The 24,999-nt window shown below is 68.7% G+C and carries 23 protein-coding genes; 19 read left to right on the plus strand and 4 right to left on the minus strand.

The window, feature by feature from the left end; translation table 11 throughout:
• Positions 1-49 precede the first annotated feature (49 nt).
• The 3 genes from NRF20_RS30325 to NRF20_RS30335 are packed head-to-tail and all read right to left on the minus strand — an operon-like array spanning position 50 to position 3,514.
• Positions 50-664, minus strand: a complete 615-nt coding sequence (locus NRF20_RS30325) for an acyltransferase (protein ID WP_266361544.1) — start codon at positions 662-664, stop codon at positions 50-52.
• The gene (locus NRF20_RS30330) at positions 661-2,262 is read right to left on the minus strand and encodes a glycosyltransferase (protein WP_398628712.1); all 1,602 of its coding nucleotides are present in this window, start codon (positions 2,260-2,262) and stop codon (positions 661-663) included. The genes NRF20_RS30325 and NRF20_RS30330 overlap by 4 nt, the downstream gene beginning before the upstream one ends.
• Positions 2,240-3,514 (minus strand): hypothetical protein, encoded by a 1,275-nt coding sequence (locus NRF20_RS30335; protein ID WP_413753665.1) that lies wholly within the window; start codon positions 3,512-3,514, stop codon positions 2,240-2,242. The genes NRF20_RS30330 and NRF20_RS30335 overlap by 23 nt, the downstream gene beginning before the upstream one ends.
• A 274-nt stretch (positions 3,515-3,788) precedes the next feature.
• Between NRF20_RS30335 and rplU the strand changes: the two genes are divergently transcribed.
• The 17 genes from rplU (at position 3,789) to NRF20_RS30420 (ending at position 23,421) form a co-directional block, all read left to right on the plus strand.
• Complete coding sequence (rplU, locus tag NRF20_RS30340; RefSeq protein WP_030921216.1) at positions 3,789-4,109, plus strand: 50S ribosomal protein L21; 321 nt, start codon at positions 3,789-3,791, stop codon at positions 4,107-4,109.
• Positions 4,110-4,123: 14 nt separating this feature from the next.
• On the plus strand, positions 4,124-4,381 hold the full coding sequence (gene rpmA / locus NRF20_RS30345; RefSeq protein WP_018103204.1) for a 50S ribosomal protein L27: 258 nt from the start codon (positions 4,124-4,126) through the stop codon (positions 4,379-4,381).
• A 162-nt stretch (positions 4,382-4,543) separates the two neighbouring features.
• Positions 4,544-5,980 carry a GTPase ObgE gene (gene obgE / locus NRF20_RS30350; protein WP_398628710.1) on the plus strand — a complete coding sequence of 479 codons (1,437 nt, stop codon included), beginning with the start codon at positions 4,544-4,546 and terminating at the stop codon, positions 5,978-5,980.
• A 289-nt stretch (positions 5,981-6,269) separates the two neighbouring features.
• Positions 6,270-7,769, plus strand: a complete 1,500-nt coding sequence (locus NRF20_RS30355) for a bifunctional cytidylyltransferase/SDR family oxidoreductase (protein ID WP_266361548.1) — start codon at positions 6,270-6,272, stop codon at positions 7,767-7,769.
• A 153-nt stretch (positions 7,770-7,922) separates the two neighbouring features.
• Complete coding sequence (locus NRF20_RS30360) at positions 7,923-9,947, plus strand: hypothetical protein (RefSeq protein ID WP_398628708.1); 2,025 nt, start codon at positions 7,923-7,925, stop codon at positions 9,945-9,947.
• Positions 9,948-10,099: 152 nt separating this feature from the next.
• A complete protein-coding gene (locus NRF20_RS30365) occupies positions 10,100-11,317 on the plus strand; it encodes a glycosyltransferase family 2 protein (RefSeq protein WP_413753666.1) in 1,218 nt (405 codons plus the stop codon).
• A gap of 143 nt (positions 11,318-11,460) precedes the next feature.
• A complete protein-coding gene (locus tag NRF20_RS30370) occupies positions 11,461-12,531 on the plus strand; it encodes a glucose-1-phosphate thymidylyltransferase (protein ID WP_266365607.1) in 1,071 nt (356 codons plus the stop codon).
• Positions 12,528-13,514 carry a dTDP-glucose 4,6-dehydratase gene (rfbB, locus tag NRF20_RS30375; RefSeq protein ID WP_114244465.1) on the plus strand — a complete coding sequence of 329 codons (987 nt, stop codon included), beginning with the start codon at positions 12,528-12,530 and terminating at the stop codon, positions 13,512-13,514. The genes NRF20_RS30370 and rfbB overlap by 4 nt, the downstream gene beginning before the upstream one ends.
• On the plus strand, positions 13,511-14,395 hold the full coding sequence (gene rfbD, locus NRF20_RS30380; RefSeq protein ID WP_398628707.1) for a dTDP-4-dehydrorhamnose reductase: 885 nt from the start codon (positions 13,511-13,513) through the stop codon (positions 14,393-14,395). Before rfbB ends, rfbD begins: the two co-directional genes overlap by 4 nt.
• Positions 14,396-14,550: 155 nt before the next feature.
• Positions 14,551-15,345, plus strand: coding sequence for a class I SAM-dependent methyltransferase (locus tag NRF20_RS30385; protein WP_398628706.1), 795 nt, complete (start codon positions 14,551-14,553; stop codon positions 15,343-15,345).
• 136 nt (positions 15,346-15,481) lie between these two features.
• On the plus strand, positions 15,482-17,455 hold the full coding sequence (locus tag NRF20_RS30390) for a glycosyltransferase family 2 protein (protein WP_413753667.1): 1,974 nt from the start codon (positions 15,482-15,484) through the stop codon (positions 17,453-17,455).
• Between the two features lie 63 nt (positions 17,456-17,518).
• On the plus strand, positions 17,519-18,115 hold the full coding sequence (rfbC, locus tag NRF20_RS30395; RefSeq protein ID WP_266361554.1) for a dTDP-4-dehydrorhamnose 3,5-epimerase: 597 nt from the start codon (positions 17,519-17,521) through the stop codon (positions 18,113-18,115).
• A 165-nt stretch (positions 18,116-18,280) separates the two neighbouring features.
• The gene (gene proB, locus NRF20_RS30400; protein WP_398628954.1) at positions 18,281-19,366 is read left to right on the plus strand and encodes a glutamate 5-kinase; all 1,086 of its coding nucleotides are present in this window, start codon (positions 18,281-18,283) and stop codon (positions 19,364-19,366) included.
• 144 nt (positions 19,367-19,510) lie between these two features.
• Complete coding sequence (locus NRF20_RS30405) at positions 19,511-20,011, plus strand: hypothetical protein (protein ID WP_413753668.1); 501 nt, start codon at positions 19,511-19,513, stop codon at positions 20,009-20,011.
• Between the two features lie 83 nt (positions 20,012-20,094).
• A complete protein-coding gene (locus NRF20_RS30410; RefSeq protein ID WP_383070360.1) occupies positions 20,095-21,378 on the plus strand; it encodes a glutamate-5-semialdehyde dehydrogenase in 1,284 nt (427 codons plus the stop codon).
• Positions 21,379-21,445: 67 nt separating this feature from the next.
• Positions 21,446-22,051 (plus strand): hypothetical protein, encoded by a 606-nt coding sequence (locus NRF20_RS30415; protein WP_413753669.1) that lies wholly within the window; start codon positions 21,446-21,448, stop codon positions 22,049-22,051.
• A 248-nt stretch (positions 22,052-22,299) separates the two neighbouring features.
• The gene (locus tag NRF20_RS30420) at positions 22,300-23,421 is read left to right on the plus strand and encodes a hypothetical protein (RefSeq protein ID WP_266361558.1); all 1,122 of its coding nucleotides are present in this window, start codon (positions 22,300-22,302) and stop codon (positions 23,419-23,421) included.
• On the opposite strand, the gene NRF20_RS30425 is transcribed toward NRF20_RS30420, so the two are convergent.
• Positions 23,354-24,481 (minus strand): M48 family metallopeptidase, encoded by a 1,128-nt coding sequence (locus NRF20_RS30425; RefSeq protein WP_398628702.1) that lies wholly within the window; start codon positions 24,479-24,481, stop codon positions 23,354-23,356. The genes NRF20_RS30420 and NRF20_RS30425 overlap by 68 nt on opposite strands.
• Positions 24,482-24,591: 110 nt before the next feature.
• Between NRF20_RS30425 and NRF20_RS30430 the strand changes: the two genes are divergently transcribed.
• Complete coding sequence (locus tag NRF20_RS30430; protein ID WP_176740246.1) at positions 24,592-24,744, plus strand: hypothetical protein; 153 nt, start codon at positions 24,592-24,594, stop codon at positions 24,742-24,744.
• An 84-nt stretch (positions 24,745-24,828) separates the two neighbouring features.
• Positions 24,829-24,993: a hypothetical protein gene (locus NRF20_RS30435; RefSeq protein ID WP_093897070.1), complete on the plus strand. Its 165-nt coding sequence runs from the start codon at positions 24,829-24,831 to the stop codon at positions 24,991-24,993.
• Positions 24,994-24,999 lie beyond the last annotated feature (6 nt).

Consider the following 24,999-nt stretch of genomic DNA (forward strand, 5'->3'; position numbering starts at 1 on the left):
CGGCCGACCAGGTCGACCGGGGCCCCTCGCGCGTTCCGCTCCGGCGTGCCTACGATGCTGCGGGCCCGGCCTCGACGAGCGTGGACCCATCGGTCTCCCGGTAGCGCGTACCGGTCTGCGGGCACTCCCACACACCCGGCTCGCCCGCGCTCTCGACCAGCTTCACACCGGCGTGACCGACCCAGCCGACCTGCCGGGCCGGGACACCGACGACCAGAGCGAAGTCGGGGACGTCCTTGGTGACCACCGCACCGGCCGCGACCATGGCCCAGCGGCCGATCCGGACCGGGGCGACGGCGACCGAACGGGCGCCCAGGGACGCCCCCTCGGCGATCTTCACCCCGACGGCCTCCCAGTCGCCGCCGCGCTTCTGCTTGCCGTCGGGGTCGACGGAGCGCGGATTGTGGTCGTTGGTGAGGACCACCGACGGGCCGATGAAGACACCGTCCGCAAGTTCGGCGGGTTCGTACACGAGCGCGTAGTTCTGGATCTTGACGTTGTCGCCGATCCGGACACCCGTGCCGACGTAGGCGCCGCGCCCGACCACACAGCCCTCGCCGAGCCGGGCCTGCTCGCGGATCTGGGCGAGCTCCCAGACACTGCTGCCGGCGCCGATCTCGGCGGTCTCGTCGACCTGGGCGGTGGGCTGGACTCTGTAGTTCACTGCGCGTCTGCCTTTCGGAGTGGGGCCTCGACCGGCGAGCTTACGTCGCGGTCCGCGCCCAGCAGCAGGCGGTCGTAGTCGCCCCGCACGGTCTCCCAGTCCCAGGTCGAAAGAGCGTACCGCGACGCCTCGCGCCCGGCGGCGGCCCGGATCTCCTCGGACGTGGTGACGGCGAGGATGCGCTCGGCGGCCTGCTGCGGGGTGGTGACGACCCAGTCCTCGGGGAATAGGGTCCGCGTGCTGTGCGGGCGGCCGGCCACGAACGGCCAGTCCCGGACGACCGGCACGGCACCGGCCGCCGCTCCCTCCATCAGGCCGACATGACAGCCCTCACGGACCGAGCTGCTGAGGATCACTCCCACTCCGGTGAGCACGCCGGGTACGTCGTCGCTCGGCCCGAGCCTGCGCACGGCACCCGTCGGCTCCAGCTCGGCGAGATCCTTCTCCAGGGCCGAGTGATAGGCGGCGGCCGCCGCGCTCGGCGCCGGGTTGATGCCGCCGCCGACCATCAGCAGGCGGTACCGCTCGTCCCGGGCGCGGAGCAACCGGAGCACCTCCAGGGCCCAGCGCGGGTCCTTGGCGATCTGCCCGATCCCCACCAGGCCCACGGTGAACCGCGCGTCATCGCTCTTGGGACGGTCGAACCGCCGCAGATCCAGCGCGTTGTGCAGGAAATGAAGGCGCGGCGCGTCGGGGGCGAGCAGCCGGGGGACGGCAGCGGTGGTCATCTCCCGCATGTGCTCCGCGATGAAGACGACATCGTCGACCCGGGAGAAGTCCATGATGTGCGGCCAGTGGGTGAACGACTCGTACTTGTGGAGCCGGACGACGATCCGGGTGCTGCCGGGATCGACCAGGGTCATGAACGCGGCAGCCGTGGAACACCATTCGACGAAGACCGTGTCGGCCCAGTCCAGATGGGGGCGGAGCGCTGCTTCGACCGCGGCTCCGTACGCGGCCTGACCTCCGAGCGGCAGCTCGACCATTCGCTGCAGCCCCTTGGCCAGTGGCGCGAGTACCGGATCGGCCGCCAGGTCCAGGGTGCGCAGCTCGACACCGGGATGGTTCGCGTAACGCTCGGTGAGCAGACCCAGGAAGTTGGCGTTGGCCAGGTTCACCACGAGCAGGCGCAGCGGCCGGCCGGACGGCGGCGCGGCGGGAGGTGTCCTGCGACCGCGGGGCGCGGCCACCGCGCGGGCGGTGGAGCTGGCGCGCAGCCGGGCGGTGAAGCCGGCCGGGTCGTCCGACAGGGGGGAGTGGAGCCGGTCGACGTGCGGAACCCGGTGAAAAGCCAGCAGCAGGGCCCGGGTGAGAGCCGCGGCGGCCTCCTTCCTGTGGCCCGCCTTGAACCTGGAGTCCGCGTAGGCCAGCTCGGCGGCGTACGCCTGGACGAGATGACGGGGGACGAGGCCCCGGCCGAGCTGAGCAGCGGCCGCCTCACCGAGCAGGTCCGCCTTGAGCCGACGGCTCCGTACGCGGTGCGCGCAGACACCCAGGACTCGCTCGGCGACGAACGGCCGGTCGGCGCGGGCCATCCGGACGACCGCGCGCCGGGCGATGTTGGCCAGAAGTTCATCAGGGATCTGTGGTATTGGCACGGTACGGCTCCACTGTTGAGGCAGGAACTCGGACCGTACGGTCAAACGGAAGCAAGGGAAAGTCCCGAACTGCTTCTGTAATCAAGGCAATTCCGAGTGTCACCGGAATCCACATGAGTACCCCCAGCCGGTCGGCCTCCTGGACCAGGGGATGGGCCGCGACCTGGAAGGCGCCGGCCAGCGTCACTGCGCAGGCCAGTGGGCCCAGCACCCCGCCGCGACGCAGCAGCACCCACAACGAGAGCACGGTGGCCGTCAGGAAGAACGGCATCGAGGCCTGCTCGCCGATCCAGTGGCTCCAGTACTGCAGATCGAGGTCGACGAGCCGGGTCCAGGGGTCCGGAACCTCGGGGGCGCGGAAATGGTGGGTGAAGGTGTCCTGGAGGGTGATCTCCGACGAGGGAAGCCCGAGCAGCTTCATCACGAGCGCCACGGCGGCGGCGCATCCCGTGGCCACCCCGGCGAGCGACAGGTCCGCCCGGGACCGCCGCAGGAGCCAGGAGACGAGCATCGCGACCGCGATCAGAGCGGCCAGCACCAGTGCCGTCGAGTAACGGGTGACCGTGCAGACGGCCAGGGAGCCGATGAACAGCGCCGCACCTGCCGCACGTCTGTTCCGCGCCATGAGCACCCCGCCCCACACCGCGCCGAGCACGCAGACCGTGACCAGCCCCTCGCCCAGCGCCTGGAGACTCCACCGGCCGAGCGGTGAGGCGAGGAAGGCGATCTGGCCGGCCACGGCGGCCGCGGGGGAGAGGCCGGCGCCGCGCAGCAGCCCGCAGAGGGCCAGTGAGCCGCCCGCGGCCAGCAGTAGCCCGAGTGCCCGCATACCGTCGAGCACTCCGAGCGCTCCGACGAAGGGAGCGGCGAGCAGGGGATAGCCGGGCCGGGACGAGAAGATCGACTGGTAACGGGAGTCCCCGGTGGTGATGTCGGGGGCGTGGGACCACCGCGCCAGACATGCGGCCCGGCTCGCCGCCCCGGCCGCGCCGGGCCCGGCCTCACCGGTCAGCGGGTCGAGTTTCTCGCTCCGGACGACCTCCTCCGCCCGGCTCGTGCAGAAGGCGGAGAGCGCGGCACGGTGCGCCTCGTTCCGGTCGGCTCCGAGGTACTCCTCGGCAGCACGGGCGTACCGGTAGGAGTCGGGAAAGAGCGTCCAGGAGGTCCCGGCGGTCAGCTGCGCCAGCACATAGACGGCGGACACCACGAGGGCCAGTAGCCAGGTACGACCGAGCGGGACGGAGCGGGGCATCAATGGCCTCATGCTGCACGGAGAGTGACGAAAATGGAAAAGTTAGCACGCGTGAGCCGGGGTGTCGGTCCGGGGAGGCCCGGTTTGACCGCCCGGGGGCGGCCCCGTAACCTTGACCCTCGGCGTGTTTCCCATGCGCGCCCACCCCTGAGCACATTCCTCCTGGTGGCCCGTCCGTCAGGAGAGGCCGCTCATCCTTCCGGATCGTCGCGGGCTTCGGCCTGTGCGGGCGGCTGGCATCAGGGGATCCGTTCCGAGCGAGAGAGAGATCCGCGTGTACGCCATCGTGCGCAGCGGTGGCCGCCAGCACAAGGTTGCTGTCGGTGACATCGTTGAGGTTGACAAGATTTCCACTGCCCAGGTTGGCGACACGGTCGAGCTCTCGACCCTGCTCGTGGTCGACGGCGACGCCGTGACCAGCGACCCGTGGGTGCTGGCCGGGATCAAGGTCCAGGCCGAGGTCGTGGACCACCACAAGGGCGCGAAGATCGACATCCTTCGCTACAAGAACAAGACCGGCTACCGCCGTCGCCAGGGTCACCGTCAGCAGTACACGGCGATCAAGGTCACCGGTATCCCCGCGGCTGCGAAGTAAGGGACTGAGGAGACATGGCACACAAGAAGGGCGCATCGTCCACCCGGAACGGGCGCGATTCCAATGCTCAGCGGCTCGGCGTGAAGCGCTTCGGCGGTCAGGCCGTCAACGCCGGTGAGATCCTGGTCCGCCAGCGCGGCACCCACTTCCACCCGGGCACGGGCGTCGGCCGTGGTGGCGACGACACGCTGTTCGCACTCGCCGCCGGTGCGGTCGAGTTCGGCACGCACCGTGGCCGCAAGGTCGTGAACATCGTTCCGATCGCCGGCTGATTTTCGGCGCTCGTCGAGCGGTTTCTGCGGAGGCGGACCTCACTTCCCGTACGGGAAGCGGGTCCGCCTTTCGCGTGTTTCTCCCATGAGAGACGGCTTTCTCCCATGCGGGGACAGCGCGAGTGAGACATTTCTGCATGCATGTAACTGGAGGTTCCAACCATGACCACCTTCGTGGACCGCGTCGAGCTGCATGTCGCCGCGGGTAACGGAGGCCACGGCTGTGCCTCCGTTCACCGTGAGAAGTTCAAGCCGCTCGGCGGCCCGGACGGTGGCAACGGCGGCCGTGGCGGCGATGTGACCCTGGTCGTCGACCAGGACATCACCACGCTCCTCGACTACCACCACAGTCCCCACCGCAAGGCGACCAACGGCCAGCCCGGTGCGGGCGACCACCGCTCCGGCAAGGACGGCCAGGACCTCGTCCTGCCGGTTCCCGACGGCACGGTCGTGCTCGACAGGAACGGCAACGTGCTCGCCGACCTGGTCGGCCAGGGCACCACGTTCGTCGCCGGACAGGGCGGCCGCGGCGGCCTCGGCAACGCCGCGCTGGCCTCCGCCCGGCGCAAGGCCCCCGGCTTCGCGCTGCTCGGCGAGCCCGGTGAGGCCCGGGACATCGTCCTGGAGCTCAAGACCGTCGCCGATGTCGCGCTGGTGGGTTACCCGAGCGCAGGCAAGTCCTCGCTGATCTCCGTCCTGTCGGCGGCCAAGCCGAAGATCGCCGACTACCCCTTCACGACCCTCGTCCCCAACCTCGGCGTGGTCACCGCGGGCAGCACCGTCTACACCATCGCCGACGTCCCGGGCCTGATCCCGGGCGCCAGCCAGGGCCGGGGACTCGGCCTTGAGTTCCTGCGGCACGTGGAGCGCTGCTCGGTTCTCGTGCACGTCCTGGACACCGCGACGCTGGAGTCGGACCGCGACCCGGTCTCCGACCTCGACATGATCGAGGAAGAGCTGAAGCAGTACGGAGGCCTGGAGGACCGGCCCCGCATCGTCGTCCTCAACAAGATCGACATCCCGGACGGCCAGGACCTCGCCGACATGATCCGCCCGGACCTGGAGGCGCGCGGCTACCGCGTCTTCGAGGTGTCCGCCGTCGCCCGTACCGGCCTGAAGGAGCTCTCCTTCGCGCTCGCGGGCGTCATCGCCGAGGCGCGTGCCGCCAAGCCCGTGGAGGTGGCGACCCGTATCGTCATCCGCCCGAAGGCCGTCGACGACGCGGGCTTCACCGTCACTCTGGAGGAGGACGGCATCTACCGGGTGCGCGGCGAGAAGCCGGAGCGCTGGGTGCGGCAGACCGACTTCAACAACGACGAGGCCGTCGGCTACCTGGCGGACCGCCTCAACCGTCTCGGTGTAGAGAACGAGCTGATGAAGGCCGGCGCCCGTGCGGGCGACGGCGTGGCCATCGGCGCCGAGGACAACGCGGTCGTCTTCGACTGGGAGCCGACCATGGCCGCGGGTGCGGAGATGCTCGGCCGTCGCGGCGAGGACCACCGTCTCGAAGCGCCGCGCCCGGCAGCACAGCGCCGTCGTGACCGTGGGGCGGAACGCGACGAGGTGCAGCGCGAGTTCGACGACTTCAACCCGTTCTAGACCGTGCACCGGCCGCCGGACGGGCTTGTTCCGCAAGCCGGTCCGGCGGCCTGGCCTTGCTCTCCCCGCCGCGCAACCGGCGGAGCCGAACCCCGCTCAAGGGTGATTGATACCGCTCAGCCGTGTGGCGTCGGTCACCCGGTCCAGAAGCGCCAATTCCGATATACGCCCTGATCGCAAGGCAACGGAAGGTTTCGATACGGCGTGCAGCAGCCGACGTTCGCCTTGCGAGACGGTAACGGAGAGTGCAACCATCGCTGTATCTCCCAGCCCTCAAGGTAGGTCGTCTGTGTCTGCTCAGCACATAGCCAAAGCCCGAACCACAGCAGTCGTGCTCGCCGGCGGCACCGGCCAGCGCGTGGGTCTGTCCATTCCCAAGCAGCTGCTGAAGATCGCAGGCAAGGCTGTCATCGAGCACACGCTGTCGATCTTCCAGCAGGCCGACTCCATCGACGACGTCATCGTGCTGATGGCTCCGGGCTATGTGCCCGACGTGGAGAAGATCGTCGCCAAGGCCGGACTCACCAAGGTCACCAAGGTGATCGAGGGCGGCACCACCCGCAACGAGACCACCGAGCGCGCCATCGCGGCCCTCGGTGAGGGCCTGGCCGAGGGAGAGGACCGCAACGTCCTCTTCCACGATGCCGTGCGCCCCCTGCTCTCGCAGCGCGTCATCAAGGACTGCGTCGACGCCCTGGACCGCTACCAGGCGGTCGACGTCGCCATCCCGTCCGCGGACACGATCATCGTGACCCGCACCCACGGCGGCGACGGCGAGTTCATCACCGACGTGCCCGACCGCTCCCGGCTGCGCCGCGGCCAGACGCCGCAGGCCTTCAAGCTCTCCACGATCCGCCGGGCGTACGAGGTCGCCGCGGGCGACCCGAACTTCCAGGCCACCGATGACTGCTCGGTCGTCCTGAAGTACCTCCCCGACGTACCGATCTACGTGGTCGCGGGCGACGAGTACAACATGAAGGTCACCCAGCCGGTCGACGTCTTCATCGCGGACAAGCTCTTCCAGCTGGCCTCCACGGCCGTCCCGCAGCCGACCGACGACGCCGCCTACCGTGAGCTGCTCACCGGCAAGACCCTCGTCGTCTTCGGCGGTTCGTACGGCATCGGCGCGGACATCGCGGCGCTCGCCGAGTCCTACGGCGCCACCGTCTACGCCCTGGGTCGCTCCACCACCGGTACGCACGTGGAGAACCCGGAGCACGTCGACGACGCGCTCTCCAAGGCGTATGCGGACACCGGCCGCGTCGACTACGTGATCAACACCGCGGGCGTGCTCCGCATCGGCAAGCTGGCCGAGACGGACAGCACGACCATCCAGGAAGCGTTGAACGTCAACTACCTGGCGCCCGTGCAGATCGCCCGCGCCTCGTACAAGTACCTCGCCGAGACCAAGGGCCAGCTGCTGCTCTACACCTCCAGCAGCTACACCCGGGGCCGCGCGGAGTACAGCCTCTACTCGTCGACCAAGGCCGCGATGGTGAACCTCACCCAGGCGCTCTCGGACGAGTGGGCGGGCGACGGAGTGCGGGTGAACTGCGTGAACCCCGAGCGCACCGCCACCCCGATGCGCACCAAGGCGTTCGGTGACGAGCCCGCGGGCACGCTCCTCTCCTCCGAGGCGGTCGCCAGGACCTCCCTCGACGTCCTGCTCTCCGAGATGACCGGCCATGTCATCGACGTACGGCAGCAGGACCCGACCCGTGGCGCCTCCGAAGCATCGGGCTTCGAACAGGCGCTGGCCGCTGTCCTGGATCGACAGGCCGATGTGTAATACTGCTTGACAATCGACTATTCGGACCTCTGTGGACGCCGCGTGCGAACTGCAGGGGTCCGAATTCGTGAAGCTCGGGCTTCACATTTCCCCCGCAAGGTAATAAGTCGGCATCCTCGGGAGCGGTACTTCGTGATTTCGAAAGCCATTCGCATGGCTCGAGTGGGCAGTGGTTCGGAGCTGGCCGCCGCTCTTCTCCTTGCCCTGGGATTCCCGTGCGTAATGCTCGCGGCAATAATCCCCAATCTTTGGTTCTTCGCAGGCGCTGCCGCGGTGACCTATATCGCCGACCAGTATCTGCACCACTGTGGCAGTTACCTGGTCAACCGGCTCGCCGCGGTCCGTGCGGGGCTCTCGATCCGCTTCCTGGTCCGCCAGCTGCTGCTGATCCTGCTGCTCTCCCGTATGGGGTACGGAGAGCAGACGCTGTTCTACGTGACGGTCGCCTGCCTGCTCGCCTTCTACGGTCTTCAGGCGCCGCAGAGTGCGACGGTCACCCTCATCAAGCTCCGCCGCAAGCTCCCGGTGGTCACACACAACATCGATCTGGAGCAGGTGCGGATCCCGGACGCCCCGCCGGCGCTGCTGATGAACCGCCCTGCGGAGAAGATGCTTCATCTGGACATCTTCGCGATGGTGGGTGTGCTGGTTGCGCTCGAGACCGACGTGAACGGCTTCGCCTATGCGGGCCTCGCCACCACACTGGTTCTCGCGGTCGGCTACCTGGCGGCGCTTCTCCCGTACATCCGTCCGAAGCGGCTTGTGGCGCCCGAGGCCAAGGTGCTGGGCGCGGTGGACAACTGGCTGCGCGAGTACCAGCCGACCGTGGCTCTCTACTTCTCCGGCTCCAAGGATTCGGCCTACCAGGTCAACATGTGGCTGGAGACCATGGCGCAGCTCGACGGGCGCCCGCTGATCCTGCTGCGTGAGCGCACGATAGTGCCTCAGCTGAACACGACATCGGTGCCGGTGCTCTGTGTGCCCGGCGGCGTCCACCTGATGAATATGGACCTCTCGTCGGTTCGGGTCGCGCTCTACGCGGCCAACGTCGGCAAGAACATCCACCTGCTCCGGGTGCCGACGATGAAGCACGTCTTCATCGGCCACGGCGACAGCGACAAGCTCGCCAGCGTCAACCCGTACAGCAAGGCCTACGACGAGGTGTGGACCGCGGGCCGGGCCGGCCGGGACCGTTACGCACTGGCCGATGTCGGTGTGCGCGACGAGGACATCGTCGAGGTGGGCCGCCCGCAGCTGGCCACCATCCAGCCGTGGACCGGTGCGCAGAAGAACCCGATCCCGACCGTGCTGTACGCCCCCACCTGGGAAGGCTGGGACGACAACCCGGGCAACACCTCGCTGCTGCTGGCCGGCGAGAACATCGTCAAGCGGCTGCTGAACTCCGAGAAGCCGGTCCGGCTGCTCTACAAGCCGCACCCCTTCACGGGCACCCGCAGCGCCAAGGCCAAGGCCGTGCACCAGCGGATCACCGCGATGATCGAGAAGGCGGGCGTCGAGCGCGCCACCGACCCCCGTTGGGCGAAGGAATCGGCCGCGCTCCAGCCGGTGCAGGCCGAGGCACGGGCCGAACTGGCCCGTATCGAAGCGCGGCTCGAGGCGCTGTCGAGCGGCGGCCACGTCGCCGGGGACGAGGCCGAGATGTCCCGCGACTCGCTGGCCGACCCGGCGCGCGAGGCCGAGATCGCGCGGCTCAAGGACGAGTGGAACGCTGCCTCCTGGCGCGCGCTCGGCTGGTGGGAGCACAAGGTCATCACGGGCGCCCGGATGCGCCTGTACGACTGCTTCAACGAGTCGGACGCCATGGTCTCGGACATCTCCAGCGTGGTGTCGGACTTCATCGCGAGCGGCAAGCCGTACGCGGTCACCGATTCGGCTGCGCTGGGCGAGGACGAATTCCGCCGACAGAACACCGCGGTCCGTGCCGCGGTCATCCTGTCCAATGCCGCGACCGAGCTGGACGCCCTGCTCACTGCGGTGGTGGATCCTGCCGCGGACACCCTGGCAGCCGACCGGCGCGAGCTGAAGGAATACCTCCTCGGCCCCGACGAGCCCACCTCGATCGAGCAGTTCGACGCGGCCGTGAAGGCGCTCGCAGCCAGGTCCGAGGCCCGGAACGCGGGCCTGGCGAGAAACGTCGGCGAACGCGTGAGTGGCTGAGGATCCACCTGGTCCATTAACACGATCCATCCGGCCCGGCATAGCCCGTAAAAGGGTTGTGCCGGGCCTTTGTGATAAGGGTCACACTTCGGGCGTGTGGTGTCCAGGCAACCAACACCCGGGGGTGACTGTCTTCTGTTGATGTGAACGAGATGCCAGTTCCCGATGTAACTGTGATCATCGGCGCATATGAGGCGATGCCCTACCTCATTCGCTGCCTCGAATCGGTGGAGACCCAGACCATCGGCGCACACCGGATCGAGATCGTGGCGGTCGATGACGGTTCGACCGATGGCACCGGTGAATACCTGGAGGAGTTCGCGGCCCGGACCGCGGTTCCGACGAGGGTGGTCAGGCAGGCGAATTCAGGCGGCCCCAGTGGGCCGCGCAATGTGGGTCTCGGCATGGCGCGGGGCCGCTATGTCTTCTTCCTCGACGCGGACGACTACTTCGGTGAAGAGGCTCTGGAGCGGATGGTCGCGAGGGCCGACCGGGCGAACACCGACGTGGTGCTCGGCAGGGTGGTCGGGGTCAATCGCGGGGCGCCCCGGTCGATGTGGACAGCCACCAAGGACCGGGTCAATGTATACAATTCAAAGGTCATTTACACGCTGAGTGCGCAGAAACTCTTCCGGCGTGAACTGCTGGAGCGAATCGGCCTGCGATTCGATGAGGGACTCAAGACCGGTGAGGACGCGCTCTTCACCATGGAGGCATACCTGCGGGGTGCCGGGGTATCCGTCATCTCCAATTACATCTGTTATTACCTGGTCGGCCGGGACGACGGAAAGCACGTCACCAAGAGCGGCACCTATGAATGGCGCTTCGACTCCATGCGGGCCATGATGACGCTCATCCACCGGCTCGAACCCGTCGGGCCGAAGCGGGACTTCTTGATGGTCCGGCCCTTCACGGTCGGCATGATGCAGCAGTTCGGCCCCAATTTCCTCCGGGACTCCCAGGAGGTCCGGCGCCACAAGATGGAGCTCGCGGCGCCGCTCATGGACATGTACTGGAACGACGGGGTGGCGCGCCGGATCAAGGTCGCCGAGAGACTGCGGCTCGCCGCTGTCGCGCAGGGCCGGGCCGACGTGCTGGTGGACATGCTGACGTATCTGCGGGAGAAGACCGTTCCGGATGTGGTCAGTTCAGGAAAGGGGGACAAGCTCTTCCTCGCGTACCCGCACTTCCGGGACCGTTCGAGCGGACTTTCGGACTCCGATTTCGAGGTCACCGTGCCCGACTGGCACGACGGCAAGCGCATCGAGAAGCCCGAGGCCGTAGCACGCAGGGCGTCACTGTCGCGGCGCGTCATCCGGCGTATGCGGCGGGACGTGCGGCGCTGGAAGTCGCGGATCAGTACAGGATGACCATGCCGGCCCCGTCCTGCCCCGGGTGTGTGTCCATATCCCATCGGCGGAGTTGACGCACTACGAATCGCGCAGCAATTCTCAGTAAAGTTGCACAGCAGGTCGCAGCCGCGACCGATATCTCAACCATGGGGACTGGCCACGTGAAGGCTCTCGTACTATCCGGAGGGGCCGGCACCCGCCTGCGTCCCATCACACACACCTCGGCCAAGCAACTGGTGCCCGTGGCGAACAAGCCCGTGCTGTTCTACGGCCTGGAAGCCATCGCGGAAGCGGGTATCACCGAGGTCGGCATCATCGTGGGTGACACCGCCCAGGAGATCCGCGAGGCGGTCGGCGACGGTTCCCAGCTCGGCATCGAGGTCACGTACATCCCGCAGGACGAGCCGCTCGGCCTCGCCCACGCGGTGCTGATCGCCCGCGACTTCCTGGCGGACGACGACTTCGTCATGTACCTCGGTGACAACTTCATCGTCGGCGGGATCACCGGTCTGGTGGAGGAGTTCCGCACCGACAAGCCCGATGCGCAGATCCTGCTGACCCAGGTGCCCAACCCGACCTCCTTCGGTGTCGCGGAGCTCGACGCCGACGGCCGGGTGGCGTCCCTGGAGGAGAAGCCGAAGGAGCCCAAGAGTGATCTGGCGCTCGTCGGTGTCTACCTTTTCACCCCCGCCATCCACGAGGCCGTCCGCTCGATCGAGCCGTCCTGGCGGGGCGAGTTGGAGATCACGCACGCCATCCAGTGGCTGATCGACCAGAAGCGCGACGTGCGCTCCACCACGATCCGCGGGTACTGGAAGGACACCGGCAATGTCACCGACATGCTGGAGGTCAACCGGACCGTGCTGGAGACCATCGAGCCGTCCCACGAGGAGGCCGAGGTCGACGAGGACAGCGAGATCATCGGCCGGGTGCGGATCGAGCCGGGCGCCAAGGTCAGCGGCAGCCGCATCGTCGGGCCCGTGATCATCGGCGCCCGGTCGGTGATCCGCGGCGCGTACGTGGGCCCGTTCACCTCGGTCTCGGAGGACTGCCGGATCGAAGACAGCGAGATCGAGTACTCCATCGTTCTGCGGGGCGCCTCCATCGCCGGTGTCCGCCGAGTGGAGGCGTCGCTCATCGGCCGTGACGTCGAGGTGACTCCCGCGCCCCGTTCCCCGTCCGCCCACCGACTCGTACTCGGCGACCACAGCAAGGTGCAGATCTCTTCATGACCACCAACATCCTGGTGACCGGCGGCGCCGGTTTCATCGGCTCGCACTATGTCCGTACGGTGCTCGGCCCCGAGGGTCCCGGCGACATCGCCGTGACCGTGCTCGACAAGCTCACCTACGCGGGCAACCCGGCCAACCTCGACGAGGTGCGCGACCACCCCGGTTTCAGGTTCGTACAGGGCGACATCTGTGATCCCGAGCTGGTCTCCAAGCTGATGGCCGAGCACGACCAGGTGGTGCACTTCGCCGCCGAATCCCATGTGGACCGCTCCATCGACGGCGGCGCCGAATTCGTCCGTACGAACGTCGTGGGCACCCACACCCTGATCCACGCCGCGCACCTGGCCGGCATCAAGACCTTCGTGCACATCTCCACCGACGAGGTCTACGGCTCGATCGACGAGGGCTCCTGGCCCGAGACCGACCCGCTCGCGCCCAACTCGCCGTACTCCGCGGCCAAGGCGTCCAGCGACCTGATCGCGCTCTCGTACCACCGCACCCACGGCCTCGACGTGCGGGTGACCCGCTGCTCCAACAACTACGGACACCACCACTTCCCCGAGAAGGTCATCCCGCTGTTCGTCACCAACCTGCTGGACGGCAAGACGGTCCCGCTGTACGGCGACGGCGCCAACGTCCGCGACTGGCTGCACATCGACGACCACGTCCAGGGCATCGAACTGGTCCGTACGAAGGGCCGGCCCGGTGAGGTCTACAACATCGGCGGCGGCACCGAGCTCTCCAACAAGGAGCTGACCGGTCTGCTGCTGGACGCCTGCGGGGCCGACTGGGACACCAGCGTCACCTACGTCGAGGACCGCAAGGGCCACGACCGCCGCTACTCGGTCGACTGCACCAAGATCCGCGAGGAGCTCGGTTACGAGCCCCGCAAGGACTTCCGCACCGGCCTCGCCGAGACCGTGCAGTGGTACCGCGACAACCGCGCCTGGTGGGAGCCGCTCAAGGACCGGGCCGCGCTGTGAGCGCCGTCTGGCTGGTCACCGGAGCCGCCGGGATGCTGGGTCAGGACGTCCTGGCCCGGCTCGCCCGTGAGGACATCACCGCGGTCGCCGCGGACCGCGCGGCCATGGACATTGCGGACCCCGGATCGGTGCGCGCCGGCTTCGACGAGCACCGACCCGCCGTCGTGGTGAACTGCGCCGCCTGGACCGCTGTCGACGACGCCGAGTCCCAGGAGGACGCCGCGCTGCGGGTCAACGGCGCAGGCCCCGAGGTCCTTGCCGCGGCCTGCCGTGAACGCGGTGCCGTCCTCCTCCAGGTCTCGACCGACTACGTCTTCGCCGGGGACGGCGAGAAGCCGTACGCCGAGGACGGCCCCACCGGACCGCGCAGCGCCTACGGCCGCACCAAACTGGCCGGCGAGCAGACCGTGCTCGACACCCTGCCGGACACCGGTTACGTGGTCCGTACCGCCTGGCTGTACGGCGCGGGCGGCGGCAACTTCGTCCGTACGATGATCAAGCTGGAGGGCATCAAGGAGACCCTCGACGTGGTGGACGACCAGCGCGGACAGCCCACCTGGACCGTCGATCTGGCCGACCGGCTGGTCAGGCTCGGACAGGCCGCCCTCGCGGGCACCGCCCCCGCGGGTGTCTACCACGGCACCAGCGGCGGCGAGACGACCTGGTTCGGCTTCACCCGGGAGATCTTCCGGCTGCTCGGCACCGACCCTGCGCGCGTCCGCCCCACCACCAGCGAGGCCTTCGTGCGGCCGGCTCCCCGTCCCGCTTTCAGCGTGCTGGGACACGACCGCTGGGCAGTGGCCGGGATCGAACCGATCCGGGACTGGCGGGCGGCACTGGAAGAGGCATTCCCGACACTCGTCGCAGCAGAGCGGTCATGATCGTCAAATGATCGTATCGGTGGTCAAGTTCCTTGAATTCCAAAGATGTGAACAACGAAGGTTTACATAGGGGAGAACGCTTACATCACAGTGCGGTCATGGGGTAACTTCGCCGGGGACCAGACCAGTTGGTTTCCTCCGAAGGGCTGCTCCACGTGAACCGCCATGACTTTCTGCGTCAATTGCACCGCGTCTACCGGCCTCGGAACTATTTGGAGATCGGGGTCAACGACGGCAGGAGCCTGGCCCTCTCGCGAGTGCCCTCCGTCGCCGTCGACCCCGCCTTCCGCGTGGTGACGGACATCAGCTGCGACGTCCACCTGGTCAAGGCGACGAGCGACGGCTTCTTCGCCCGCAAGGACCCGCTGCTGCACCTGCGCAACGGCCGCAACCCGTTCCGCGCCCTCGCCCGCCGCGATCCCCTCAATGTGCTCGGCGGGGATCCGAAGCTGGAGCTCGCCTTCATCGACGGCATGCACCTCTTCGAGTACGCCCTGCGCGACTTCATGAACGTCGAGAAGCACGCCCGCTGGTCGAGCGTGATCGTGCTGGACGACATGCTGCCGCGCAATGTCGACGAGGCGGCCCGCGACCGGCACACCGACGCCTGGACGGGAGACGTCTACAAGGTGGCTACCGTGCTGCGACGCTTTCGCCCCGACCTGACGGTGATCGAGGTCGACACCCAGCCCACCGGTATCGTGCTGGTCTTCGGCGCCGACCCGGACAGCGCGGTGCTGAAGAACGCGTACGACAAGATCATCGAGGAATACGTCGTACCCGACCCGCAGGACGTCCCCGACGAGCTGCTGGTACGCAAGAACGCCGTACAGGCCGAGAGGCTGCTCGAAGCCGACTTCTGGCCCTCGCTGATCCGCGCCCGCAACCTGCGCCGCCCGCGCTCGGCCTACGCGCCTCTGCGTCGCCGGATTGAGGCGCTGACCGGCTGAGCCGAGGGCGCCGGACGAGGAGGGAGAGGCCCGATATCGTGTCGGGCCGTTCCCGCGTGCTCGCGATAATCTGATGCGTACATATTCCCAGGGCGATGAGACGCCGGGGTATTCCTCTCTTATTGGGGCTAACTGCATGTCCGTCAAGGTCAGCGTCGTCATCCCGGTGTACAACCCGGGTGAGTACATCGAGGACTGCATCGCCTCACTGCTTCGGCAGAGCCTCCCGGACGACGAGTACGAGGCCATCTTCGTCGACGACGGCTCCACCGACGCCACTCCGGCGCGGTTGGACGAGATCGCCGCCACGTACCCGCACATGCACGTCATCCACCAGGAATCCTCGGGCTGGTCGGGCAAGCCCCGCAATGTCGGCACCGCCGCGGCCAAGGGCGAGTTCGTCATGTACGTCGACAACGACGACTGGCTGGGTGACGAGGCCCTGGAGCGCATGTACAACTACGGCGTCGAGAACGAGGCCGACGTCGTCATCGGCAAGATGGCCGGCAAGGGCCGTCCGGTGCCGGTGGATCTCTTCCGCGTGAACCGTCCGCGCGCCGACGTCTCCAGCGCCCCGCTCATGACCAGCCTCACGCCGCACAAGATGTTCCGCAAGGAATTCCTGGAGAGCAACAACATCAGCTTCCGCGAGGGCCGTCGGCGTCTGGAGGACCACGTCTTCGTGGTCGAGACGTACCTTCTGGCCTCCAACATCGCGGTTCTCAGCGACTACCTGTGCTACTACCACATCAAGCGTGAGGACGCCTCGAACGCCGGTTTCCAGCGCTTCGACCCGGTCGGCTACTACAACAACCTCCGGGAAGCCCTCGACATCGTCGAGAAGTACACAGAGCCTGGCACGCTCCGCGACAGCATGTTCCGCCGCTGGCTGCGCAATGAGATGGTCGAGCGCCTTCGCGGCAAGCGTCTGCTGGACTTGCCGGAGGACTACCGCCAGGAGTTGTACACCGAGATCCGGGGCGTCGTCACCGAACGGTTCGGACCCGGTGTCGCGCGGGGGATGCAGCCCACCCAGCAGATCGTCGCCGCGCTCGTCGTGGCCGACCGCCTCGCCGACATCGAGGAACTGGCCCGCTGGGAGGCCGGGATCAAGCCCACCGGCTTCCTGGAGTCCCTGAAGTGGGACGCCGGGCGGCTCGGGGCAGCCTTCACCGCCGAGTACCAGACCGACGGCGAACCGATGACCTTCCGGACCGAGGGCGAGAAGGACCTGCTGAACCTGCCGCTGGCGCAGGACACCCTGGACGCCGTCGTGAGTCTCGGCGCCAGTCCTCTCGCGACCGCCGCCAAGGCCAGGGTCGATCTGGTCGTACGGGAAAGGACCACCGCCGCGGAGTTCTTCCAGCCGGTCGAGTTCACCCGTGAGCGCATCCCCTCCGACGACGGGACCACGTTCCGGCTGGTGCTTCGGGCCGAGGGGACGATCGACCCGGAGTCCGCGGCCAACGGTGCACCGCTGGGCGACGGCATCTGGGACGTCCTGATCCGGATCAGCTCCTGCGGCTGGACCAAGGAGACCCGCCTCGGATCGGCCCGTGCCGAGAACGTGGAGACCGGCCGACGCGGTGCCCTGAGCGGTGAGCCCCGACGGCTGGTCCTGCCGTACTGGACCGAGCCGCACGGCAACCTCTCCCTCGACGTGGACCTTGCCACCAGCCGGTTCGACCGGGACCTCAAGAGCCTCACCCCGAAGGACACTGTCCTGGCCGACGGCCGGATCGAACTTCCCGTCCCCCTCGCGATGAACGGCACCGTCGGTACCGAGAGCGCCAGGCTGCGTTTCAAGACCCTGTCCGGCGGGAGCACTGCCGAGACCGTCGCGACTCTCACGGCCGGCCCCACCGCGGCGGTCCTCTCCGCACACCTCCCGGACGGGCTGGGCACCGGACGTGTCTGGAACATCGAGATCGGCCTGCCATCCGCCCGACGCGGAAAGCCGCGCTGGGCCAAGCTTCCGGTCGCCATCGCCGTTGCCGCCGACGCAACGATGTCCACGACCGCGGCGGCCAAGAAGCCCACCGCTCCCGCGCCGAAGAGGTCCCTGGTGCGGCGCGTGGCCGGACGTATCAAGCGGACCCTGTTCAAGTAGCCCCTGGGCTCCGCAGCCGACCACAACAACCGGCATCACCTTGCAGTGAGAAAGCAGAACAGCATGCGACCTCTGTCCATCGAAGGCGCCTGGGTCCACGAGCCGAAGGTGTTCCCCGACGATCGCGGCAGCTTCCACGAGTGGTTCCGCGGCGCGGATTTCCGTGCGGCCACGGACCAGGACCTCAGCCTGGTCCAGGCGAACTGCTCCGTGTCCCGCCGAGGGACCTTGCGCGGTCTCCACTTCGCCGATGTGCCACCCAGCCAGGCCAAGTACGTCAAGTGCGTACGCGGCGCCGTCCTGGACGTCATCGTCGACATCAGGGTCGGTTCCCCGACCTACAAGCAGTGGGAGATCGTCCGCCTCGACGACCGGAACCACCACGCGGTCTATCTCTCGGAGGGCCTCGGCCACGGCTTCTTCGCCCTGAGCGACGACGCGACCGTGGTCTACCTCTGCTCAGAGGGGTACGCGCCCGAGCGGGAGCACGGCATCAATCCGCTCGATCCCGAACTGGCCATCGCCTGGCCCGAGGACATCGAGCCGTTGCTCTCCCCCAAGGACGAGCAGGCGCCGACGCTCGCCGAGGCCGAGCGGCAGGGGCTGCTGCCCCGCTACGAAGACTGCGTCTCCTTCCGCGAGCAGCTGCGCGCACGCTGAGCCGCGTACGGGATGCGCGGCGGCGCGGCCCGCGCATCCCACGCTGCGGAACGGGCGGACGTGCCGCCCGGCCGCTCGCGTAGATTGCCAGGACCGGGCGGAGCCGAATCATTGGGGATGTACGTGTCAGGGGCAAGGCAGGGCGTCACAGAGGCCCGCAGGATCGTGGTCAAGGTCGGTTCCTCATCCCTCACCACCGCGGCGGGCGGCCTCGACGCGGACCGCGTCGACGCGCTCGTCGACGTACTCGCCAAGGTGAGGAGCGGCGGGGAGCGCGAGATCGTGCTCGTCTCCAGCGGCGCCATCGCGGCCGGGCTCGCCCCGCTCGGGCTGCACCGCAGGCCCAAGGACCTGGCCAGACAGCAGGCCGCGGCCAGCGTCGGACAAGGACTGCTGGTCGCCCGCTACACCGCCTCCTTCGCGCGTTACGGCGTACGCGTCGGCCAGGTGCTGCTCACCAGCAACGACACCAGCCGCCGCGCCCACTACCGCAACGCCTACCGCACCCTCGACCAGCTCCTGGACATGGGTGCGCTCCCGATCGTCAACGAGAACGACACCGTCGCCACCGACGAGATCCGGTTCGGCGACAACGACCGGCTCGCCGCGCTCGTCGCCCATCTCGTCCGCGCGGATCTGCTGGTCCTCCTCTCGGACGTGGACGGCCTCTACGACGGCGACCCCAGCACCCCGGGCACCGCGCGGGTCGCCGAAGTGGCCGGCCCCGAGGATCTCGCGGGTGTCACCATCGGCAGTGCGGGGAAGGCAGGCGTCGGCACCGGCGGCATGGTCACCAAGGTCGAGGCTGCCCGGATCGCCACGGCCGCCGGAGTCCCGGTCGTCCTCACCTCCGCGAGCCGGGCCGCCGACGCGCTGGCCGGACGCGACACCGGTACGTATTTCCATCGCACCGGACGCCGCTCGGCGGACCGGCTCCTCTGGCTCGCCCACGCCTCCACCCCGCAGGGCTCGCTGACCCTCGACGACGGGGCCGTACAGGCGGTCGTCGAGCGGCACAGCTCGCTGTTGCCCGCAGGAATCGCCGCGATCGAGGGCGAGTTCACCGCGGGCGACCCGGTGGAACTGCGCGACCTCGAAGGCCGTCCCGTGGCCCGCGGACTCGTCAACTTCGACGCCAAGGAGATTCCGCAGTTGCTCGGCCGATCCACCCGCGACCTGGCGCGTGAACTTGGTCCAGCATATGAGCGCGAGGTCGTACACAGGGACGATCTCGTCGTCCTGCACCCCTGACAGACCCCCTGAAACGGCTGAAAGTCCAGCCTCGGGGCAGGGACCTTCACGAAAAGCGCCCCATCGTCGGCCGCGGACTGGTCAACTTTGTAGCGGGGGCACAGCGGGGTACAGCACAGCAAACGCATTCACAGGAGGCCGCCGGTGAGACGAGCGCGCCCGGGGGCGCCGCCCCGAGGAACGGGTGGCCGGGCCCTGACCAGTGTCGGAGCCGGTGTCGGCTTCGACGAGAGCCGGTCCACGGACCGCAGGGACGACCGGACCACCGGGCCCGAGCCGACGGTGGCGAAGGAGGAACGCACCCCGTCGAGACTCTGGCACATCACGCTCAGTGTCTCGGGCGCAGCGATTCCGCTGAAGGAGGTCAGACGCGGTCTCGAACAGCTCGCGCACGACCATCCCTTCCTGCTGACCAGCCGGTACGCCAACGACCACGCAGAGATCCGCTACTGGGAAGAGGCCCGTGATCTGCACGATGCGGCGGCCGTCGCGCTGCGGCTGTGGGGGGAACACCGCTCCACCGCCGGGCTTCCGCCCTGGGAGATCGTCGGCCTGGAAGTCATCGACCGGGAGACGTACCACCAGCGCGTCGCCGAGGGATACGGGCCGCCCCCGGCCGCCCCGGTCGGCGTGCACCCGTACTGAGCGCGGCGGCGGCCCCCGGGGCAGTTGTCTCGCATCACGGGATACGTGAAGGATGCCCGCAGTGTGCGCACTACTCTGCGGGCATGACCACGCTCTCGCCGTACGACAACATGTCCCCGGTCGCCCAGGCCGCCTACCGGGCACGCTCCGCCGCCGCCGACATCGCACCACTGCCGCGCGCGGCGAAGGACGACGCGCTGCTGGCGATCGCGGACGCGCTGGAAGTGCGGACGGGCGAGATCGTCGCGGCCAACGCCGAGGACGTCGCCCGCGCCCGTGAGGCCGGGACCAGTGAGTCGATCGTCGACCGGCTCACCCTCACCCCGGAACGGATCCGTGCCATCGCCGCCGATGTGCGGGACGTCGCGGCGCTGCCCGACCCGGTCGGCGAAGTCGTCCGCGGCTCGACCCTGCCCAACGGCATCGACCTGCGACAGGTCCGGGTGCCGCTCGGCGTGGTCGGGATCATCTACGAGGCCCGGCCCAATGTGACGGTCGACGCCGCTGCCCTCTGCCTGAAATCGGGCAACGCCGTCCTGCTGCGCGGCTCGTCCTCCGCGTACGCCTCCAATGTCGCGCTCGTACGGGTGCTGCGCGATGCGGTCGGCGGCTCCGGTCTCCCGGCCGACGCCGTGCAGCTGGTGCCGGGCGAGAACCGTGACTCGGTACGGGAACTCATGCGGGCGCGCGGCCTCGTCGACGTCCTCATCCCGCGCGGCGGCGCCTCGCTGATCCGCACAGTGGTCGAGGAATCCACCGTTCCGGTCATCGAGACCGGCACTGGCAACTGTCATGTGTATGTGGACGCGCAGACCGACCTCGACATGGCCGTCGACATCCTGATCAACTCCAAGGCGCAGCGCCCGAGCGTCTGCAACGCCGCCGAGACGCTCCTGGTCCACAAGGACATCGCCGCGGACTTCCTGCCCCGGGCACTGGACGCGCTGGCCGGTGCCGGGGTGACGGTGCACGGCGACGAGCGGGTCCTCGAATACGCCGAAGGGTCCAAGGCCACCGTGGTGGCGGCGACGCCGGAGGACTGGGAGACCGAGTACCTCTCGTACGACATCGCCGCGGCCGTCGTGGAGTCGCTGGACGCGGCCGTCGCGCACATCCGGCTCTGGTCCTCCGGTCACACCGAGGCGATCGTGACCACCTCCCAGGCCGCGGCCCGCCGCTTCACCCAGTTGGTGGACTCCACGACGGTGGCCGTGAACGCGTCGACGCGCTTCACCGACGGCGGTCAGTTCGGCTTCGGAGCCGAGATCGGCATCTCCACGCAGAAGCTGCATGCCAGGGGCCCGATGGGCCTGCCGGAGCTGACCTCGACGAAGTACATCGTCACGGGCGACGGCCACGTGCGGTGACCGTCCGGGTGCGGTGAATGTTGCGGGCTCCCTGCCCAGAACGACCCGGCGGGGCTAGTCTGGAGCCGTGCCGGACGACGTGGGGGGCAGGCCGTTCCCGGACGGCTGGGAGCCCGACGACGACCGCGGGGGCGCGGACGAGGACTTCGCCTCCGTGGTATTCGACGAGGACTTCGTACGGGCTGCCGAGATCCATGAACCCACCGCCGTGGAGCGACTGCTCGCGGCTGCGCAGGCGCGCGCCGAGGCCGAGGCGTCCCGGGCGCGGGCGGGCGGCGGTCCGCCGGACGACGAGCTCTATGACGAGGGATACGGGCCGGGCGGCGCATACGGCCGCGGGAGCGCCTACGGCGACCCGCCGGACCCCGATGACGGCGACGCGTACGGCAGCGGCCCCTACGGGCGCCACGGCGGTGCCCTGCGCCCCTACCGGGGTGCGGCGCGCTGGCACCGGCCGGTGGCCTGGCTGCTCGCTGTCCTGATGGGCATCGGAATGGTCGCGCTGGCCTTCAGCGCCGTCTACCGCAACACCTCGGGCAACCGCCAGGACCCCGCCCCGCCGCCCGCCACCACCGGCGTGGACAGTGCACCCGGCCCCGTCCCCAGCGCCGTCCCGCCGGCCTCGGCCGGCTACCCCCGTTCCACGGTCTCAGCAGTCCCGCGCCCGTCCTGAAGGCGGTCGGCCGGGGGCCCGGGGCAGCTCTCGGGCGGTTCTCTCGCGGCTGGGCGTTTACCCCGGTCGTAAACGACCTACCCTGAAGGTGTGACCCCTCTCTCCGAGGGGGCTTCTCACTCGTCCGTACATGCGTAGTCATGCGACGTCATACGAACTCATGACGGGCAGGCCCTGTCCGAAGCCATCCGGCCGACGCAGAGCGAAGCGTTTCGGCCCCGGTCGGTGACGTGGAGTCGGGAGAAGTCATGGCAGACCGCGGAGAACCACCAGAAGGTCCGCCCGAGAGCACGCCGGGCGGCGGTGAAGACGAGTACCGGTCACTCGTCTTCGACGAGTCGTTTGTGCGTGCTGCCCGGCTGAAGGAATTCTCCGCCCAAGAACGCATGGGGGACCACGCCCGTGCCGTACGCAGCCTCCCGGCCCGGGGCTTCCGCGCCGGCTCCAAGGCAGCCATCGCCCTGGTCCTCCTGATCGCCCTGGCCTTCGCAACGGCCGTGTACATGGGCTTCCGCCACCCCTACCAGGCGCCCGTCGGCAGAAGGGCCGAACCTCTGAGGTCGACCGTCGTCCCCCTGGCTCCCCAGGGTGCCGTACCCGGCGGAACCGCCGCCGACCTCCTCGCCAAGAGCCCAGCCGCACAGTTCGAAACAGGTGCCGCAGGCATCAATCTGCCGGCGATCCGAGGGACGGGCAACTTCTCGGACAGCCAGGTCGCGACGGCCCTGACCACGGTCAAGGACTACCTGGTGGCGTCATCGCTCGACCCCGACGTCCTCACCGGAAACGCGGTGCGGCCGGTGGAACTGCTGCTCGACCCGGACCAGATGGCCCAGTTCGACCGCAGCATGAGCCGACCGGACGACGACGGACAGCATGCCTCTACCGGCTGGCTGGTGCGCTTCGACCCGGCGAAGGTGGCACTGGCCGCTCCGGACATACGGGTCCGGGGCACCCTGAACTACACGGAGGCGGGGTCCGACACCCTGGAGGTGGTGTCGGACCACACCTTCACATACACGCTCCGCCCGGCGGTCTCAGGGCCCCAACGGGCAGGCGGCGCCTCGCTCTTCACCGTACGGCGCGAGCTGCACTTCCGCTTCGACCGGGAAGACCTGCGGCTGCACCGGCTGGAACTGCGCACCAGTTACGTACAGGCCGGACCGCAGGCGTGCCCGGCGGACACCACTGGTGCGTTGCGGCCGCTGCTCGCCGGGCAGCACGCCGTCTCCCGCGGCCCCGCGGGTACCGACCCGTACGCGACGGACCGGCCCACTGCGGCGCTCTGCGGGACGCTGACGGTCAGCTCCCAGCAGCCCCGGGCTCATCAGGGTTCCGGGGCTCCTGGGGCTCCGCAGAGCCGTCCTTAGCGCCGCCCTTGCCGGCTGCGCCCCCGCCCCCTTGACCGGTGAACTTGTCGCGGAGCTTGCCGCCCAGGTCTCCGGCGCCCCCCGCTATGTCGCCGACCAGCTTCATCAGCGGATCCTTGCTGGTGCGCACCGTGTCCGCGTAGTGCGCCGCGGACTCCCGGAAGGAGTCCGTCACCGAGGTGTCCTTGTCCTCGTCGCGCCGCGGGTAGTGGCCGTCCATGATCCGCTGGTAGTCGCGCGTCTCGGACCACTTCTTCAGCTCGGCCGCGCGCACCGTGGTGAAGGGGTGCGAGCGAGGCAGCAGATTGAGGATCTTGAGCACTGAGTCGCGCAGATCGCCGCCCTTCTCGTACTCGTCGGCCTGGGCGAGGAAGGCGTCCACATTCATCTCGTGCAGATGATTGCCGCCCGCGATCTTCATCAGGCCGCGCATCGATGCCTGCAGATCCTGTCCGACCAGCAGTCCCGCCCGGTCTGCCGACAGCTCCGACTTGCGGAACCACTCGCGCAGTGCCGTCACGATCGCCATGATCGCGACATTGCCGAGCGGGATCCAGGCGACCTTCAACGCGATATTGGTGAGGAACAGCAGAATCGTGCGGTACACGGCGTGGCCGGAGAGGGCGTGTCCCACCTCGTGGCCGATGACGGCCCGCATCTCCTCCTCGTCGAGCAGCTCCACCAGCCCCGTCGTCACCACGATGATCGGCTCGTCGAGACCGATACACATGGCATTGGGCTGCGGGTCCTGGTTGACGTACATCGGCGGGACCTTTTCCAGGTCCAGGACGTAACAGGCGTCCCGCAGCATGTCGTTGAGGTGGACGAACTGCGCGTCGCTCACCCGGACGGAGTCGGAGAGGAAGAGCAGCCGCAGGCTGCGCTCGGGCAGCAGACCGCTCAGGGTCTTGAACACGGTGTCGAAACCGCTCAGCTTGCGCAGGGCCACCAGGGCCGAGCGGTCCGCCGGGTGTTCGTAGGCCCGGGACGAGATCCCTGCGAAACGCCTGCGCTGCCTGCTCGGCACGTTCTCGTGGCTCTCGTGGCTGCGTTCGGTCATGAATGGGCCCCCTGTTCGTACGAGACGTCGCTCGCCCCCTGACAAATCCCAGCGTAGGTGCTGGGGCTACGGTGTGCGGGGGGCTGTGGATAACTGAGGAGACGCCCGACATGCCGCATACCGTTGCTCTGCTCGCCGCCGCATCCGAGGATCAGGGGCCTGGCAACACACTCCGCATCGTGCTGCTCGCCTCACTCGTCGGAGCTGTCCTGCTCGGCTGGTTCCTGCTCCGCGGATACCGCAACGACGACAACAACGACTGAGTCGGCGTGAGCGTGCCCGGGGCGCCCGCATACGATGTGCGCGACGTCTTCCTTCCGACTCCCGATCGATAGGTCCTGCCGAAGATGAGCCTCACGAGCACCGCGCACCAGCTGGTCACTCTCGCCGCCGAGGGCGGCGAGCACGGTGGCAACCACGAAAGCCTCAGCCCGTATCTCACCGGGGGCGGTGCGTTCGTCGTGCTGCTCCTCCTGCTGTGGATCACCACTCGCTTCAACCGCGACCGCTGAGGCGAA

The sequence above is a fragment of the Streptomyces sp. R-74717 genome, from assembly GCF_047305335.1.
Lineage (GTDB): Bacteria > Actinomycetota > Actinomycetes > Streptomycetales > Streptomycetaceae > Streptomyces > Streptomyces atratus.